Below are 14,581 nucleotides of genomic sequence, written 5' to 3' on the forward strand. Positions count from 1 at the left end.
TGTCGAGGGCGTGTCCCCGACCGGGTAGCCTTTCTGACCATGAAGAACGGTGAATCGACGCCAACGGAGCTGCGTGCGTCCGGCACGGTAGGTGTCGCGATGGTGACCCCCTTCAGCGCCGACGGCAAGCTCGACGTCGATGCCGGGGTCGCGCTGGCGGCCCGCCTGGTCGACCGCGGCGTCGACCTGCTCGCGATCTCGGGAACCACCGGTGAATCGCCGACCACCACCGAATCGGAGAAGGCCGATCTGCTGCGCGCTGTCGTCGACGCCGTCGGCGAGCGGGCGACCGTGATCGCGGGGACGGGCACCTACGACACCGCCCATTCGATCGAACTCTCGCGCAACGCGCAGCGGGCGGGTGCGCACGGTTTGCTCGTGGTGACGCCGTACTATTCCCGGCCCTCCCAGGAGGGGCTGATCGCTCATTTCACCGCCGTCGCGGATGCCACCGATCTGCCGGTCACCCTGTACGACATTCCCGGACGGTCGGTGGTGCCGATCGCCAGCGACACCATCCGCAAGCTCGCCGAACACCCGCGCATCGTCGCGGTCAAGGACGCCAAGGGCGACCTGAACATGGGCGCCGAGCTCATCGCGAGCACCGGTCTGGCGTTCTACTCCGGCGACGACGCGCTCAACCTGCCCTGGCTGTCGGTCGGCGCGGCCGGATTCATCAGCGTCATCGGACATCTCGTGCCCGAACGGCTGCGCGCGCTGCTGGAGGCGTACACGGCGGGCGAGGTCGTGCGCGCCCGCGCGATCAACACCACGCTGCTGCCGCTGCACGCCGCGATGGCCAGGCTGGGCGGCGTCGCGATGAGTAAGGGTGGTTTGCGGCTGCTCGGCGTGGAGGTCGGCGAACCGCGACTGCCGCAACTGATGCCGACCGGCGAGCAGCTGGAAGTGCTCGCCGCGGACCTGCGAGCGGTCGGAGTGCTTTCGTGAGCGAGTCCCTACCCCGTCGCCGCCGTCGCGGCGCGTCCCGTCCCGCGGGAGCGCCCGCCCCCGCCCCCGCCGCACCGGCCGAGCAGACGCCGTCGGAAACCGTCGCGCTGCCCGAACCGGCCCTCGACGAGACGACGGTGCCCGCCGTTCCAGCCGAGCAGCCCGCGCCCGTGCAGGCGCGTCGACAGACCAGGACGCAGGATGCGGGATCCCGGCGAGCGGGCCGCGGACGGGGACAGTCGGGTGCACGGCGGGTCGAAGAGCCTCCGGCGCAGGCGGATCCGATCGCCGCGCACGACCGGCTCGGCGCTCCGCCCGCTCTCCCCGAGAACGGCCTGCGCGTGGTCGCCCTCGGCGGCATCGGCGAAATCGGCCGCAATATGACGGTTTTCGAGTACGGCGGCGAACTGCTGATCGTCGACTGCGGCGTGCTGTTCCCGGAGGATCAGCAGCCGGGTGTCGACCTGATCCTGCCGGACTTCCGCCCCATCGAGGACCGGATCGACGACGTCGTGGCGGTCGTGCTCACGCACGGACACGAGGACCACATCGGCGCGGTGCCGTTCCTGCTGCGGCTGCGGCCAGACATCCCGGTCGTCGGCTCGAAGTTCACCCTGGCGCTGGTCGCCGCGAAGTGCCGGGAACACCGCCTGCACCCGAAGCTCATCGAAGTGACCGAGGGGCAGCACAGCGCGCACGGCCCGTTCCGCTGCGAGTACTTCGCCGTCAACCACTCCATTCCCGACGCGCTCGCCGTCGCCATCCGCACGCCGGCCGGCGTCGCCCTGCACACCGGTGACATCAAGCTCGACCAGCTTCCGCTGGACGGGCGGCTCACCGACCTGGCCGGATTCTCCCGGCTCGGTGACGAGGGCGTCGATTTGTTCCTGGTGGACTCCACCAACGCCGAGGTCCCCGGTTTCGTCACGCCGGAGCGGGAGATCGGCGGCGTGCTGGACTCGGTGATCGGCAAGGCACGCGGCCGGGTCATCGTCGCGTCCTTCGCCAGTCACGTGCACCGCATCCAGCAGGTCGTCGACGTGGCCCAGAAGTACGGGCGGCGGGTGTGCTTCGTCGGCCGCTCGATGGTCCGCAATATGCAGATCGCCCAGGATCTGGGCTATCTCACCGTGCCGGAGGGCGTGGTCGTCGACCTCGACGTCGCCGCCACCTTGCCCGGTCATCGCTTGGTGCTGATCTCGACGGGTTCGCAGGGCGAGCCGCTGTCGGCGCTGTCGCGGATGGCGCGCGGCGACCACCGGCAGATCAACATCCGCCCGGACGACCTGGTGGTGCTGGCCTCCTCGCTCATCCCGGGGAACGAGAACTCGGTGTTCGCGGTGGTCAACGGCCTGGCTCGGCTCGGAGCCACGGTGATCACCCAGCAGAACGCCAAGGTGCACGTCTCCGGGCACGCCTCGGCGGGCGAGCTGCTGTACCTGTACAACGCGGTGCGTCCGACCAACGCGATGCCGGTGCACGGCGAGTGGCGCCACCTGCGTGCGAACGCGGCGCTGGCGGTGGCGACCGGAGTGCCGCAGGAGCGGGTGGTGCTCGCCGAGGACGGCGTGGTGGTCGACCTGGTCGACGGCATAGCCTCGGTCGTCGGCCGGGTGCCGGTGGGACACGTCTACGTCGACGGGCTTTCGGTGGGCGACGTCGGGGAATCGACGTTGTCGGACCGGCTGGTGCTCGGCGAGGGCGGTTTCATCGCCATCACCGTCGCCATCGATGAGACCACCGGCAAGGCGGTGAGCACGCCGGAGCTGAGCGGACGCGGCTTCTCCGACGATCCCACCGCACTGCTCGATGCGGCCGAACTGGTGGAAGCCGAACTGCTGCGGCTGGCGGGCGAGGGCGTCACCGACACCCACCGCATCGCGCAGGGCGTGCGCCGCGTGGTGGGCCGTTGGGTGGCCGATACCTACCGTCGTCGTCCGATGATCGTGCCGACCGTGATCGGCGTCTGACCTTCCGCACAGCGAAAAGCGCCGGGCAGCCCAGCTGCCCGGCGCTTCCCACGCGGTAGCGGCTTACTCCTGGCAGGCCGCGGACTCGATCTTCGCGCTCTTGACGATGTTGCAGGCGAAGGTGTGGTCGACCTTCCACTGGCCGCCCTCGGACACGAATTGGATGAACGCGCTGTCCACCGGGGTGCCGTCGATGGTGACCTTGGCGTCGGCCTTGAGCTTGCCGTCCTTCGGGTCGCCCACGTTGGTGACCTCGACGGTGACCTTCTGCTTCTTCGCGGCGTCGACGAGGTTGGCGACCAGATAGGGATCCTGCTCGGCGGCCTGGATCCAGCTGATCTTCTCGGTGTTCGGCACGTTCGGGTCGAACGCCTTCTGCAGCCGCTCGTTGAGCTGCTGCGTGGTGGGCTTCGGCAATACGGGCGAGGACGGCGTGGTCGGCGCGGAGCCTGCCTCCTTGTCGCCCTTGCCCGAGCCGCCCTCCAATTCACCCGCGGGGTGCCCGGGAGCGGCGCTGGTGCTCGGGGACGAGGAGTCGTCGTTGGAGGCGCAGGCGGTCAACGAGCACGCCAGTGCGGTGAGGACGACGGCCACGGTGGTCCGGAAAGTGCGGTGCTTCACGTTGTTTCCTTCTCGAATTCCGGGCGTCAGCCGTGGTTGGACGTGCAGTTCCAGTGCACGATGTAGGCATCGGAATCGTTGTGCGCCAGGGCCTGTCCCTGCGCGCTGCGCCGCGACGACGCGTACCCCCAGCTCCAGGTGCCGGTGCCGCTGGAGTACGCCACGGCGCCGCAGCCGTTGCGGAACCAGACCACCGACTGGCAATCCCCTGCGCCACAAGAGTTGATCGCGCGTTGCTCCGCGGCAGCCGAGTTCGGGTAGTCGTAGGAGTACCCGATCAGACCGGTGGAGGTGGACAGCGCGATCGCGCCGTAGTTGTTGGTGTAGGCATTCGCGGCGGGCGCGCTGACAGCCAGCGCGGCACCTACCGCCGCGAGCGCGGCCACACCGGTAGCAAACTTCTTCACGAGGATTTGCCCCTTCTTGTCATTGGCCCACGACCCGATGGACCGAGTGACAAGGTACAGAGCCGATTCTCATTACGCTAGCCGGAGATTTCCCGGCAGGGAGAGCCGCGAATGCCGTGCTATGGATGCACGTCGATCGGCGTGGCGCCAAGTGTGGCCCACGGTCAGCCGCCTCGCAACTCGGAGGCGGGACTCACGCTGCCTTCCTGTGCGGTGAAACCCCCTGAACCGCAATATCATCGCGGCTCGGTTCCGGATGACCCCAAGGTGTGGCAGGGCCTCGGTTCCTCCGGTCGGCCGCGGGCTGCGGGGAGGTGCCGGTGCGGGATCGGCTGGTGGCGCGGCGGTTGCGGTGATCGCGGTGCGTCGTGCCGCGCGGCGGCATGGCCGAGCGGTCGGTATGTTCGGGACTGTGACTATGGCACAGCGGGAACGCCGGGGAATCGTCGAGGCGATGGAGGCCGCGGGACCGGACGCGCGGACGCTCTGCGGTGCGTGGACGGTGCGGGACTTGGCCGCGCACTTGGTGGTTCGGGAACGGCGGCCCGACGCCGCGCCGGGCATCCTGCTGAAGCCGCTCGCGGGGTATCTCGAGCGCGTGCAGGCGAAGGCGGCGGGCAAGCCGTTCCCCGAACTGCTGGAGCTGGTGCGTACCGGCCCGCCGTGGTGGTCGCCGCTGCGACCGGTCGACGCCGTGGTCAATCTGTCGGAGATGTTCGTTCATCACGAGGACGTGCGCCGCGCCGAGCCCGGTTGGCAGCCACGTGAACTGCCCGCGGCCGACGAGGATCAGCTGTGGTCGGTGCTGCGCAAGATGGCCAGGATGGCCTACCGCAAGGCGCCGGTCACGGTGGAGCTGGCGACGCCGGACGGCAGGCGCACGGTGGTGCGGTCCGCCGCCGAGGACGTCGTCACGTTGACCGGCAAGCCGTCGGAACTGGTATTGCATGCCTTCGGCCGGGACGAGGTGCGGCTGGATACCGCCGGAGCTCCCGAGGCCGTTCGGGCGGTACTCGAGTCCGACCGGTCATTCTGATTTCCGCGCAGCCATCCCGTCGCGCGGGACCCGGGACCGGCGAAAAGCCGCCAGAGGCGCAACGGCACCAGTGTTGCGGATGGTCCGGATGGGGCGATTGCGGCTAGCCTGGGGCCATGGCAGGTAAGTCCCGCAGCACCACGACCAGTCGGGCGCGGGCGGGATCGGCGCGGGGGAGGACCACTGCGGCGCGGTCTCGCGCGGCCACGCCCCGCACCGCCACGCCCCGCACGGCGACGCCCAGGGCGACCGCCACGCCCCGCCGACGCGCCACCGCCGCCCGTCGCCCGGCGCGCCGTCCGTCCGACACGGCTCCGCTGACCGTGCTCACCCGGGGTATCGGCAGCGGCTGGACCATGCTGGCCCGCGGTCTCGGCGCCACCACGCGCGCCCTGAGCCGTGCGGGCGAGATCGAACACGGACATCGGCGCGACGGCGTAGCGCTGGCGCTGATCGCGGTGAGCGCCGTGATAGCGGCGGCGGTCTGGTTGTCGGCAGGCGGTCCCATCGGCCACCTGGTCGAGGACGTGATCCGCGCGATTTCCGGATCGGCCTCCGCGGGTCTGCCGTTCGTCGCCTCCGGGATCGCCGTCGTACTGATGCGCACCGAACCGCGCCCCGAGATCCGGCCGCGGCTGGTGCTCGGCGGCCTGCTGATCGGCCTGCCGGTCCTCGGGCTGTGGCACATCGCCGCGGGCGCCCCCACCGACGCGCACGGGCGTTCCCGCGCAGCCGGTTTCGTCGGCTTCGTGACCGGCGGGCCGCTGACCGACGGCCTCACCGCCTGGCTCTCGGTCCCGATCCTTTTGCTGGCCATCGTCTTCGGCGCGTTGCTGGTGACCGGGACGACGGTCCGCGAGGTCCCCGCCAAGCTGCGCCGCTACCTCGGCACGGAGACAGGTGGCGACGAATACGGCGAATTCGACGGCGACCGCGGGGACTACGACCCGGCCGACTACGACGCCGACGGATTCCCGGTGCATCGCGCCACCACCAAGCGGCGCGGTCGCACGCCCGCGGAGAACTATCCGCCCGACGAGTTCGGCGATCCCGACGCGGTCACCGAGTCTCTGGGCGAGCCCCCGCTGCGCGACGCCAAGCAGATCGGGGCCGAGGAACCCGCGCCGAAACCGAAGCCGAAGAAGCAGCGCCCCGCCGCGGTGGTGGAGGATCAGACGCCACCGCCGCCGAAGCAGCTGGAGTTCGTCACCGACCGTGAGGTCGAAGGCGACTACACGTTGCCGCCGTTGTCGCTGCTGACCGACGGGGATCCGCCCAAGAAACGCAGCGCCGCCAACGAATCGATGATCGAGGCGATCACCGAGGTGCTGGTGCAGTTCAAGATCGACGCCGCGGTGACCGGGTTCGTGCGCGGCCCGACGGTGACACGCTACGAGGTCGAACTCGGGCCCGGCGTGAAGGTGGAGAAGATCACCGCGCTCGCGCGCAACATCGCCTACGCCGTCGCGACGGAGAACGTCCGGCTGCTCGCGCCGATCCCCGGCAAGTCCGCCGTCGGCATCGAGGTGCCCAACGCCGACCGCGAGCTGGTCCGGCTGGCCGACGTGCTCAAGGCGCCCTCCACGCGCAACGACCACCATCCACTGGTGATCGGTCTGGGCAAGAACATCGAGGGCGAGTTCGTCTCGGCGAATCTGGCCAAGATGCCGCACCTGCTGGTCGCCGGTTCCACCGGTTCGGGTAAGTCCAGCTTCGTGAACTCGATGCTGGTGTCGCTGCTGCAGCGGGCGACGCCGGACGAGGTACGGATGATCCTGATCGATCCGAAGATGGTGGAACTGACGCCGTATGAGGGCATTCCGCACCTGATCACGCCGATCATCACCCAGCCGAAGAAGGCCGCGGCCGCCCTGGCCTGGCTGGTCGAGGAGATGGAGCAGCGCTACCAGGACATGCAGGCCAACAAGGTGCGCCACATCGACGACTTCAACAAGAAGGTGAAGTCGGGGGCGATCACCGCGCCGCTGGGCAGCGAACGGGTGTACCGGCCCTACCCGTACATCCTCGCCATCGTCGACGAGCTGGCCGATCTCATGATGACCGCTCCGCGCGACGTGGAGGACGCCATCGTCCGCATCACGCAGAAGGCCCGTGCGGCCGGCATCCACCTCGTGCTGGCCACGCAGCGGCCCTCGGTGGACGTGGTGACCGGTCTGATCAAGACCAACGTGCCCTCCCGGCTCGCCTTCGCGACCTCCTCGCTGACCGACTCGCGCGTCATCCTCGACCAGCCCGGCGCGGAGAAGCTGATCGGCATGGGCGACGGCTTGTTCCTGCCGATGGGGGCGGGCAAGCCGACCCGGTTGCAGGGTGCGTTCATCAGCGACGAGGAGATCCACGGCGTCGTCGAGTTCACCAAGAACCAGGCGGAGCCGGAATACCAAGAAGGCGTCACCGCCGCGAAGGCCGGCGAGAAGAAGGACGTCGACCCGGATATCGGCGACGATCTCGACGTCTTCCTGCAGGCGGTGGAACTCGTGGTCACCTCGCAATTCGGGTCAACCTCCATGCTCCAGCGCAAGCTGCGCGTCGGCTTCGCCAAGGCGGGGCGGCTGATGGACCTTATGGAGACCCGCGGCGTGGTCGGCCCGAGCGAGGGGTCCAAGGCGCGCGACGTGCTGGTGAAACCCGATGAACTGGAAGGGTTGCTGTGGTCGATCCGCGGCGGCGGGGACGGCGGCGACCCCGACGAGTCGGAGTGATCCGGCTGGTTCCCTCGGCGAGATTCGAACTCGCATCTACCGGAATCTAGGTCCGGCGCCTCTACCGATTGGGCTACGAGGGATCGGTCGGGGTTCCGACCTGAAGGATTGGGCACGGACGCAGGGATTCGAGCCCCCGGCCTGCGGTTGTGGAGCCCGCTGCTCTACCGGCTGAGCTACGTCCGTTCGCACGAAAAAGGGGTCGCTCCTGGCGATTCGCCGCGGAGTGACCCCTTTCGATACGGTCTGCGAAAGACACGTTCAGGGGCGGCTCCGCGCGGCTCGCCAGGAGACGTACCAAGCCGATAGCGCGGTGCCGGTGCGCGAGACATCACTCGGCGACAGCTGTCGCTCCGCCGTCCCGGTCATCGTCTCGCCTTCCTGTGGTCTGATCTTCGCCGGCTCAGAAGGTAACACCGGATGTCGGTGTTGGGAACCGCTTTTCCTTAGCCGACGACCCTACCCGGTCAGTTCTTCCGTGCCTGAAGGGTATAGCTCAACGGTAGCCTTTCCGGGTGCCGGGTCAGCCGCCATTCACCGTCCCGGCCCGTTGTCGTGAGGCCGGGCAGCGCGTTCCACGGAACACTGCGATGTTCGAACAGGCCGGTCAGTGTGAGGTCCGCCGCGGCAGCGCGGTCACGACCTCGCCGAGACCGTGGTTCCATTCGTGCGTGGTGGTCGGGCTGAACCGGGCGTCGGTCTCGAAGTAAGAGGTGCGGTAGTCGTCGGCCACGAACGTCGACGGTGACACGAACGGCCGGGTGAACGCATGTGGAATTATGGGCGGCAATCACCCCGCTATCGCGCAGTAACGGACAAATCGGGCATTATGGACATCATGTTCTTCGATCGGCACGCCGCATGCACGTAACCGCACTCGAATGGGGGATCACCGTCGTGGTGATCCTCGGCCTGTTCGTCTTCGACTTCTACGCCCACGTGCGCACCCCGCACGAGCCGACGTTCCGGGAATCCGGCTTCTGGTCCGCGGTCTACATCGGGCTGGCGCTGCTGTTCGGCGGCGTGGTCGCCTGGCAGTGGGGCTCGACCTACGCCGGGGAGTACTACGCGGGTTTCGTCACCGAGAAAGCGCTCTCGGTCGACAATCTGTTCGTCTTCCTGATCATCATGTCCACCTTCGCGGTGCCGCGGATCTACCAGCAGAAGGTGCTGCTGATCGGCATCGTGCTCGCCCTGGCCATGCGCGGCGCGTTCATCGCCGTCGGCGCGGCCGCGATCGGCGCGTTCAGCTGGGTGTTCTACCTGTTCGGCATGTTCCTCGTCTACACCGCGGTCAAGCTGTTGCGCGAGAGCGGCCACGAGGTCGAGGTCGAGGAGAAACGAGACAGCCGGATTGTCGCGCTGGCCAAGCGGGTCCTGCCGACCACCGATGAGTACGACGGCGACAAGCTGGTGACCAGGGTGGACGGACGCCGGGTGGTCACGCCGTTGTTGCTGGCGCTACTGGCCATCGGGTTCGCCGACCTGCTCTTCGCGCTGGACTCCATCCCGGCCATCTACGGACTGACCGAGCAGCCGTACCTGGTCTTCACCGCGAACGCGTTCGCGCTCATGGGCCTGCGGCAGCTGTACTTCCTGATCGGCGGATTGCTCGACCGGCTGGTGTACCTGTCCTACGGGCTGGCGGCGATCCTCGCGTTCATCGGCATGAAGCTGGTGCTGCACGCCCTGCACGAGAACACGCTGCCGTTCGTCAACGGCGGCGAGCACGTCGCGGTCCCGGAGATCTCCACGTCGGTGTCGCTGGGCGTGATCCTGGTCATCCTGGTGGTCGCGACGGTCGCCAGCCTGCTCCGCACGCGGGTCCGGGCGGACCGGTAGCCGCTCAGGGCGCGAAGGCGCCGAAGACGGGGGCCCATTCGACGGCGCGGACGTCGTCGATGAGGTTCGCCCGGGCGAACGGGTCCTGGGCGAGCAGGTCCTTCAGCTGTCCCGCGTCCTGCGACCGGAAGAGCAGCAGCGCTCCGGATCCGTCCGGGTACGGACCGCTGCTGAGCAGGGTGCCCGACTCGAGCAGACCGGCCAGCCAGGCCCGGTGCTCGGGTCGGTGGACGTCGCGGTCTGCGGCGGTGGCCTCGGAATAGGCGTAGTGGACGGCGAAGATCGGCACGGGTATCGCTTCCTGTGGGGAGGGGCTCAGAGTGTCAGCAGCATCCGAGTATTGCCGAGAGTGTTCGGCTTCACATAGCTCAAATCGAGGAACTCGGCCACACCGGTGTCGTAGGAGCGGCACATCTCGGCGTACACCTCGGCGGTGACCGGCGTGCCGTCGATCTCGACGAAGCCGTGCCTGCCGAAGAACTCCACCTCGAAGGTCAGCACGAACACCCGTTCCAGCTCGAGTTCGCGCGCCACCGCGACGAGACGTTGCACGATGAGCTTGCCCACACCGCTGCCCTTGACGTCGGGATGCACCGCGACCGTGCGCACCTCCCCGAGATCGGCCCACAGCACGTGCAGCGCGCCGCAGCCGACCACGCGGCCGTCGAGTTCGGCGACCCAGAATTCCTGTACCGCCTCGTAGAGGGTGACCAGGTTCTTCTCCAGCAGGATGCGGCCGGCGTAGACGTCGACGAGGCGCTTGATCTCGGGCACGTCGGAGGTTCGCGCGCGTCGGACGACCGGGAGGGAGCTCTGCGCGGCCGAAGCCGCGCCCGGATACGCGTCGCTGGTCGAACCACCTAGTGGTCCCCGAGAGGTCATGGGGTGCACAGTAGTCGGCTCGGCTACCGATAGTCTGAACGTGTGCCGCAGATCCAACCGTCCAACTCACCGCATCGCGCCGGGCGGCGCGGCGGTCCGACGAGGCGGCCGTGAGCGAGTCGATCGCCGGCGAGGCGACGGCATGAGCGTGCAACCCGACGAGACGGACCGCCCCTGGAGCGCGCCCGCCCCGATCCGTCCCGGCTTCGCGCCCGCGCAGGCCGAGAGCGGCCCGCCGCTGCTGAACATCGCGAACGTGCTCACCATGTTGCGCATCGCGATCGTGCCGCTGTTCGTCGTCGCGCTGTTCGCCGGAGATGGTCACCAGACCGGTTGGCGGATCGCCGCCGCGGCGCTGTTCGGCCTCGCCGCGATCACCGACCGGTTCGACGGGCAATTGGCTCGCAAATACGGGTTGGTGACCGATTTCGGCAAATTGGCCGATCCCATCGCGGACAAGGCGCTGATCGGGTCCGCGGTGATCGGCTTGTCCGTGCTCGGCGACCTGGCCTGGTGGATCACCTTGGTGATCTGCGGCCGGGAGATCGGCGTCACACTGCTGCGTCTGATCGTCGTGCGGCGCGGGGTCATTCCCGCAGGGCGCGGGGGAAAGCTCAAAACACTGGTCCAGTCGGTGGCCATCGCCATGCTCCTGCTGCCGCTGTCGGGCTGGGTCGCCGGTATCGGCATGCTGCTGATGTATGTGGCGGTGGCGCTGACCGTGGCCACCGGGCTCGACTACGTCGGTCAGGCGGCCCGGGTGTGGTTCGCGGGCGGCCCGGGGCGGAACCGCGGCGCATGAGCGATCCGCTGGTCGCCGACGTGCCCGCCATCGATCTCGTTCGTGCGCTGGTGACTGTGCGGCAAACGGTAGCCACCGCGGAATCGCTGACCGCGGGTCTGCTCGCCGCGACCATCGCCGGGGTACCGGGCGCCAGTGCCGTGCTGCGCGGCGGGTTGGTGGTCTACGCCACTGACCTCAAGCACAGCCTCGCGGGCGTCGACGCGGAGGTCCTCGCGGCCGAGGGCCCGGTGGCGGCGAGCACCGCCGAACAGCTGGCCGTTGGCGCGCGCACGCGCTGCGGCGCGGACTGGGGTGTGGGGCTGACCGGCGTGGCGGGCCCCGATTCCCAGGACGGGCACCCGGTCGGCACGGTCTTCCTGGGACTGGCCGGTCCCGGGCACACCGAAGTGATGCGGTTGAAACTCCCCGGCGACCGGTGGACGATCAGAATCGGTGCGACGCGCACGGCGGTGGCGGAATTGCTGCGGTGTGTGCGGGAGGCGGGTACGGATCCGGCCGACCGCGTCGGGCGGAGCGGCTGAGGTGCTTCCGGCGGGAACCATCCGCCCCGGTTCCGACGTTGTGCCAGAAAGAACGGCATGCGTGGGGTCGGCGATCGCGTCGGCCCCGCGACCGGGAGCGAAGGAGAACGAGATGACGCTGCTGCGAGAGGCGATCGGGGACAGTCTGCGGCGTGCGCGTCTCGCCCAGAGCCGGACCTTGCGCGAGGTGTCGACATCGGCGCGAGTGAGTCTCGGCTATCTCTCCGAAGTCGAGCGGGGTCGCAAGGAGGCCTCCAGCGAACTGCTTGCCGCCATCTGCGAAGCCTTGGACGTCCCGCTGTCGCGGGTGCTGTGGGATGTGAGCACGATCATGGCCGGTGTCGACGCGGCGACGGCCGGCGCGCCCGCGGACGAGGCCGCGGCCGCCGCGGCCGAGCCGGAGCGGTCGGCGGCCGAGCCCGCCGCGCAAGCCGAGTCCGCGTCCGCGGCGGCAACCATGTCGGCCGACGCCGCGGCGCGGCCGCTGCCGCTGGCGGAGGACACCCGGATCGTCATCCCGGCTCCGCGATCGGACATGTTGGTCCTGGTGAAAGGTGCGTGACCGGCGACGAGATGCGGCCACGGCGGCAACGCTGCGGGCCGGTGCGGAAAGCGGATAGATTCTCCGTAGGCGTCGGTTGGGCCGGGTTCGCCCGGCCCTGGTGCCACATGGTGGAGGATAGGCACATATCGGGTGCGTGACGGTCGCGCACTGGAGTCGCGCCGGAGCGCGGCATGTCAGATGGAGGCGGGATCAATCGATGGCTAATCCGTTCGTCAAGGCCTGGAAATACCTGATGGCCCTCTTCGACGCGAAGATCGAGGAGCACGCGGATCCGAAGGTCCAGATTCAGCAGGCTATCGAGGAAGCCCAGCGGCAGCACCAGGCCCTTTCGCAGCAGGCCGCCTCGGTCATCGGCAACCAGCGTCAGCTGGAGATGAAGCTGAACCGGCAGCTGGACGAGGTCGAGAAGCTCAACGCCAACGCACGCCAGGCCGTCCTGCTGGCCGATCAGGCCACCGCTGCGGGCGACACCGAGAAGGCGATCCAGTACACCAACGCCGCCGAGGCGTTCGCCGCGCAACTGGTCACCGCCGAGCAGTCCGTCGAGGACCTGAAGGTCCTGCACGACCAGTCGCTGCAGGCGGCCGCCCAGGCGAAGAAGGCCGTGGAGCAGAACGCGATGCTGTTGCAGCAGAAGGTCGCCGAGCGCACCAAGCTGCTCAGCCAGCTGGAGCAGGCCAAGATGCAGGAACAGGTCTCCGCCTCGCTGCAGCAGATGGATTCGACGCTGTCGACGCCCGGCAGCACGCCGAGCCTGGACGCGGTGCGCGAGAAGATCGAGCGCCGCTACGCCAACGCGCTGGGCGCCGCGGAACTCGCGCAGAATTCGGTGCAGGGCCGCATGCTCGAGGTGCAGCAGGCCAGCATCCAGATGGCCGGGCACAGCAAACTGGAGCAGATCCGCGCGTCCATGCGCGGGGACCAGCTGCCCGCCGGTGGCGCCCAGCCCGCCATCAATCCGGCACAGGCCGGTTCGGCGCAGCCGCAGATGAACAAGGGACAGGCCGCGCAGCAGTAGCCGCCTCCTGGTGTTCGGCGAACACGTGTCGGTGGGGGCTGGTTCACTGGAGGACAAGGCGTGGGGACCCGACCGGCCGGCCGTCGGCCGAGTCGGGTCCCGGTCTGTCCGATGTGTGCAACCGGTGGGAGAGAAGGTATGAGCGGCAGTGCATTTCGCGAGCGTCGGCCCGAAACGCGGCGCCTGCGCGGGACGGCGATGATCCGGGCCCAAGCCGCGCTCGCGCCACAGCCGGGCAGCCTGCCGGACAATCTTCGCGAAGTCGGTGAGAACGCGCTCGTCGCCGTGCGGCGCTGGGCCGATCCACGGGAGCGGGAGTTGCGCCGCCGCCGCAGGGCCCGCCGCCGCAGCTTCCAGCTGGGCACGGTGTCCGGCCTCACCACAGTGGGAACCGTTGGCCTCGTCGCCCTTTCGGCGCCGGTATGGGCCGTGGTCGTGGTCGGCGGCGGCGCGGTGGCACTGGTCACCGGTGCGGCGCTGAGCACTCGTCGCTATCTGCGACTGCGGGGAGCGCCGCTGCCACATGCGGCGTTCTTCCCGCGCAAGCAGCCACCGGTATGGTCGAACGCCCGGCCGTCGATCGCGCGTCTGGTGCGCGCGGAGAAGGCCTTGCACGGCTTGGGCGTTCAGATCGCCCGCTCGCGTCGGCTGCCTCCGGACGAACTGGCCGACATGCTCGAGACCGCCGCCTCGGGCGCGGCGGCGCTCCATGCGCTGGCTGCCGACATCACGGCGATGGAACAGGGGCTCGGGGCCATCGGAAGCGCGAATTCGCCCGCGGCGGTGGCGCTCACCGAGAACCTGCGGCTGATCCTGGCCAGGCTCGACGCGGGCGTCACGGAGTACGAGCAGGTGGTGGTCGCGGCGGGCCGGATTCTCGCGGTGCCGGAGACCACCGTGGTGCGGCACAACTTCGACACCATCGTGGCGGATCTGCGCCACGCCTCCGACCGGCTGGACGGGTGGGCGCAGGCCCTCATCGAGGTGGCCGACAAATCGGTGCCCGCGTCGCCGCGGCCACCGATCTGATCCGGGCCGGTCAGCTCGGCCGGTCCCGGCGGCGAAGTTCTTCGGCCCTGGCCCGAAACGCCGCGCCGACGAGTTCGCGGCTTTCGGCCATGAGGTCGAGCACTTCCCACGACGCTTTGCGGGCGGCCGATCCGACGATTCCCGCGATCGCCGAACCGTGCCGCCGGGCCGCGGCCGCGAGTTCCTGTGCCAGCTCGTTCGTCTGTTCCATCGG

16 protein-coding genes and 2 tRNA genes are annotated in these 14,581 nt (G+C 69.2%); 10 read left to right on the forward strand and 8 right to left on the reverse strand.

Features of this window, described 5'->3' with window-relative positions:
* Positions 1 to 39: 39 nt before the first annotated feature.
* Positions 40 to 948 (forward strand): 4-hydroxy-tetrahydrodipicolinate synthase, encoded by a 909-nt coding sequence (dapA, locus tag ACWEH3_RS11440; protein WP_450024309.1) that lies wholly within the window; start codon positions 40 to 42, stop codon positions 946 to 948.
* Positions 945 to 2,918, forward strand: coding sequence for a ribonuclease J (locus tag ACWEH3_RS11445; RefSeq protein WP_450024311.1), 1,974 nt, complete (start codon positions 945 to 947; stop codon positions 2,916 to 2,918). Before dapA ends, ACWEH3_RS11445 begins: the two co-directional genes overlap by 4 nt.
* A gap of 63 nt (positions 2,919 to 2,981) precedes the next feature.
* On the opposite strand, the gene ACWEH3_RS11450 is transcribed toward ACWEH3_RS11445, so the two are convergent.
* Entirely contained in the window at positions 2,982 to 3,539 is a 558-nt protein-coding gene (locus ACWEH3_RS11450; RefSeq protein WP_355070182.1) for a hypothetical protein, read from the reverse strand.
* A 26-nt stretch (positions 3,540 to 3,565) separates the two neighbouring features.
* Positions 3,566 to 3,946: a DUF4189 domain-containing protein gene (locus ACWEH3_RS11455; protein ID WP_355070184.1), complete on the reverse strand. Its 381-nt coding sequence runs from the start codon at positions 3,944 to 3,946 to the stop codon at positions 3,566 to 3,568.
* 412 nt (positions 3,947 to 4,358) lie between these two features.
* Between ACWEH3_RS11455 and ACWEH3_RS11460 the strand changes: the two genes are divergently transcribed.
* Together ACWEH3_RS11460 and ACWEH3_RS11465 are read left to right on the forward strand one after the other, a co-directional pair.
* Positions 4,359 to 4,982 carry a TIGR03085 family metal-binding protein gene (locus tag ACWEH3_RS11460; protein ID WP_450024314.1) on the forward strand — a complete coding sequence of 208 codons (624 nt, stop codon included), beginning with the start codon at positions 4,359 to 4,361 and terminating at the stop codon, positions 4,980 to 4,982.
* A 116-nt stretch (positions 4,983 to 5,098) separates the two neighbouring features.
* The gene (locus tag ACWEH3_RS11465; RefSeq protein ID WP_452358309.1) at positions 5,099 to 7,705 is read left to right on the forward strand and encodes a DNA translocase FtsK; all 2,607 of its coding nucleotides are present in this window, start codon (positions 5,099 to 5,101) and stop codon (positions 7,703 to 7,705) included.
* A 6-nt stretch (positions 7,706 to 7,711) separates the two neighbouring features.
* Here ACWEH3_RS11465 and ACWEH3_RS11470 read toward each other — a convergent pair.
* From ACWEH3_RS11470 to ACWEH3_RS11480, 3 genes are all read right to left on the reverse strand, one after another.
* A tRNA-Leu gene (locus tag ACWEH3_RS11470) sits at positions 7,712 to 7,788 on the reverse strand.
* Between the two features lie 30 nt (positions 7,789 to 7,818).
* Positions 7,819 to 7,891, reverse strand: a tRNA-Trp gene (locus ACWEH3_RS11475).
* 421 nt (positions 7,892 to 8,312) lie between these two features.
* Positions 8,313 to 8,438, reverse strand: a complete 126-nt coding sequence (locus ACWEH3_RS11480; protein WP_452358310.1) for a hypothetical protein — start codon at positions 8,436 to 8,438, stop codon at positions 8,313 to 8,315.
* A gap of 128 nt (positions 8,439 to 8,566) precedes the next feature.
* Here ACWEH3_RS11480 and ACWEH3_RS11485 point away from each other — a divergent pair, with 128 nt between their 5' ends.
* Positions 8,567 to 9,547 carry a TerC family protein gene (locus tag ACWEH3_RS11485; protein ID WP_450016513.1) on the forward strand — a complete coding sequence of 327 codons (981 nt, stop codon included), beginning with the start codon at positions 8,567 to 8,569 and terminating at the stop codon, positions 9,545 to 9,547.
* Between the two features lie 4 nt (positions 9,548 to 9,551).
* Here ACWEH3_RS11485 and ACWEH3_RS11490 read toward each other — a convergent pair whose 3' ends face one another.
* Together ACWEH3_RS11490 and ACWEH3_RS11495 are read right to left on the reverse strand one after the other, a co-directional pair.
* A complete protein-coding gene (locus ACWEH3_RS11490) occupies positions 9,552 to 9,836 on the reverse strand; it encodes a YciI family protein (RefSeq protein ID WP_450016515.1) in 285 nt (94 codons plus the stop codon).
* 26 nt (positions 9,837 to 9,862) lie between these two features.
* Positions 9,863 to 10,429, reverse strand: coding sequence for an amino-acid N-acetyltransferase (locus ACWEH3_RS11495; RefSeq protein ID WP_450016517.1), 567 nt, complete (start codon positions 10,427 to 10,429; stop codon positions 9,863 to 9,865).
* Between the two features lie 142 nt (positions 10,430 to 10,571).
* Here ACWEH3_RS11495 and pgsA point away from each other — a divergent pair, with 142 nt between their 5' ends.
* From pgsA to pspM, 5 genes are all read left to right on the forward strand, one after another.
* Positions 10,572 to 11,231, forward strand: coding sequence for a CDP-diacylglycerol--glycerol-3-phosphate 3-phosphatidyltransferase (pgsA, locus tag ACWEH3_RS11500; protein ID WP_364426864.1), 660 nt, complete (start codon positions 10,572 to 10,574; stop codon positions 11,229 to 11,231).
* Positions 11,228 to 11,755: a CinA family protein gene (locus ACWEH3_RS11505; protein WP_356961469.1), complete on the forward strand. Its 528-nt coding sequence runs from the start codon at positions 11,228 to 11,230 to the stop codon at positions 11,753 to 11,755. Before pgsA ends, ACWEH3_RS11505 begins: the two co-directional genes overlap by 4 nt.
* A gap of 112 nt (positions 11,756 to 11,867) precedes the next feature.
* The gene (locus ACWEH3_RS11510; RefSeq protein WP_450016520.1) at positions 11,868 to 12,317 is read left to right on the forward strand and encodes a helix-turn-helix domain-containing protein; all 450 of its coding nucleotides are present in this window, start codon (positions 11,868 to 11,870) and stop codon (positions 12,315 to 12,317) included.
* Positions 12,318 to 12,516: 199 nt separating this feature from the next.
* Positions 12,517 to 13,338, forward strand: a complete 822-nt coding sequence (locus ACWEH3_RS11515; RefSeq protein WP_450016522.1) for a PspA/IM30 family protein — start codon at positions 12,517 to 12,519, stop codon at positions 13,336 to 13,338.
* A gap of 138 nt (positions 13,339 to 13,476) precedes the next feature.
* The gene (gene pspM, locus ACWEH3_RS11520; RefSeq protein WP_450016524.1) at positions 13,477 to 14,367 is read left to right on the forward strand and encodes a phage shock envelope stress response protein PspM; all 891 of its coding nucleotides are present in this window, start codon (positions 13,477 to 13,479) and stop codon (positions 14,365 to 14,367) included.
* A 10-nt stretch (positions 14,368 to 14,377) separates the two neighbouring features.
* On the opposite strand, the gene ACWEH3_RS11525 is transcribed toward pspM, so the two are convergent.
* The gene (locus ACWEH3_RS11525; protein WP_067809022.1) at positions 14,378 to 14,578 is read right to left on the reverse strand and encodes a hypothetical protein; all 201 of its coding nucleotides are present in this window, start codon (positions 14,576 to 14,578) and stop codon (positions 14,378 to 14,380) included.
* Positions 14,579 to 14,581 lie beyond the last annotated feature (3 nt).

The organism is Nocardia sp. NPDC004718 (genome assembly GCF_053601535.1).

Excerpts from the sequence above, each read along its gene's own strand:
- ACWEH3_RS11485 (WP_450016513.1), top strand. The coding sequence starts at position 8,567 with ATGCACGTAACCGCACTCGAATGGGGGATCACCGTCGTGGTGATCCTC.
- pgsA (WP_364426864.1), top strand. The coding sequence starts at position 10,572 with ATGAGCGTGCAACCCGACGAGACGGACCGCCCCTGGAGCGCGCCCGCC.
- pspM (WP_450016524.1), top strand. The coding sequence starts at position 13,477 with ATGAGCGGCAGTGCATTTCGCGAGCGTCGGCCCGAAACGCGGCGCCTG.
- ACWEH3_RS11505 (WP_356961469.1), top strand. The coding sequence starts at position 11,228 with ATGAGCGATCCGCTGGTCGCCGACGTGCCCGCCATCGATCTCGTTCGT.
- ACWEH3_RS11515 (WP_450016522.1), top strand. The coding sequence starts at position 12,517 with ATGGCTAATCCGTTCGTCAAGGCCTGGAAATACCTGATGGCCCTCTTC.
- ACWEH3_RS11465 (WP_452358309.1), top strand. The coding sequence starts at position 5,099 with ATGGCAGGTAAGTCCCGCAGCACCACGACCAGTCGGGCGCGGGCGGGA.
- ACWEH3_RS11510 (WP_450016520.1), top strand. The coding sequence starts at position 11,868 with ATGACGCTGCTGCGAGAGGCGATCGGGGACAGTCTGCGGCGTGCGCGT.
- ACWEH3_RS11495 (WP_450016517.1), bottom strand. The coding sequence starts at position 10,429 with ATGACCTCTCGGGGACCACTAGGTGGTTCGACCAGCGACGCGTATCCG.
- ACWEH3_RS11525 (WP_067809022.1), bottom strand. The coding sequence starts at position 14,578 with ATGGAACAGACGAACGAGCTGGCACAGGAACTCGCGGCCGCGGCCCGG.
- dapA (WP_450024309.1), top strand. The coding sequence starts at position 40 with ATGAAGAACGGTGAATCGACGCCAACGGAGCTGCGTGCGTCCGGCACG.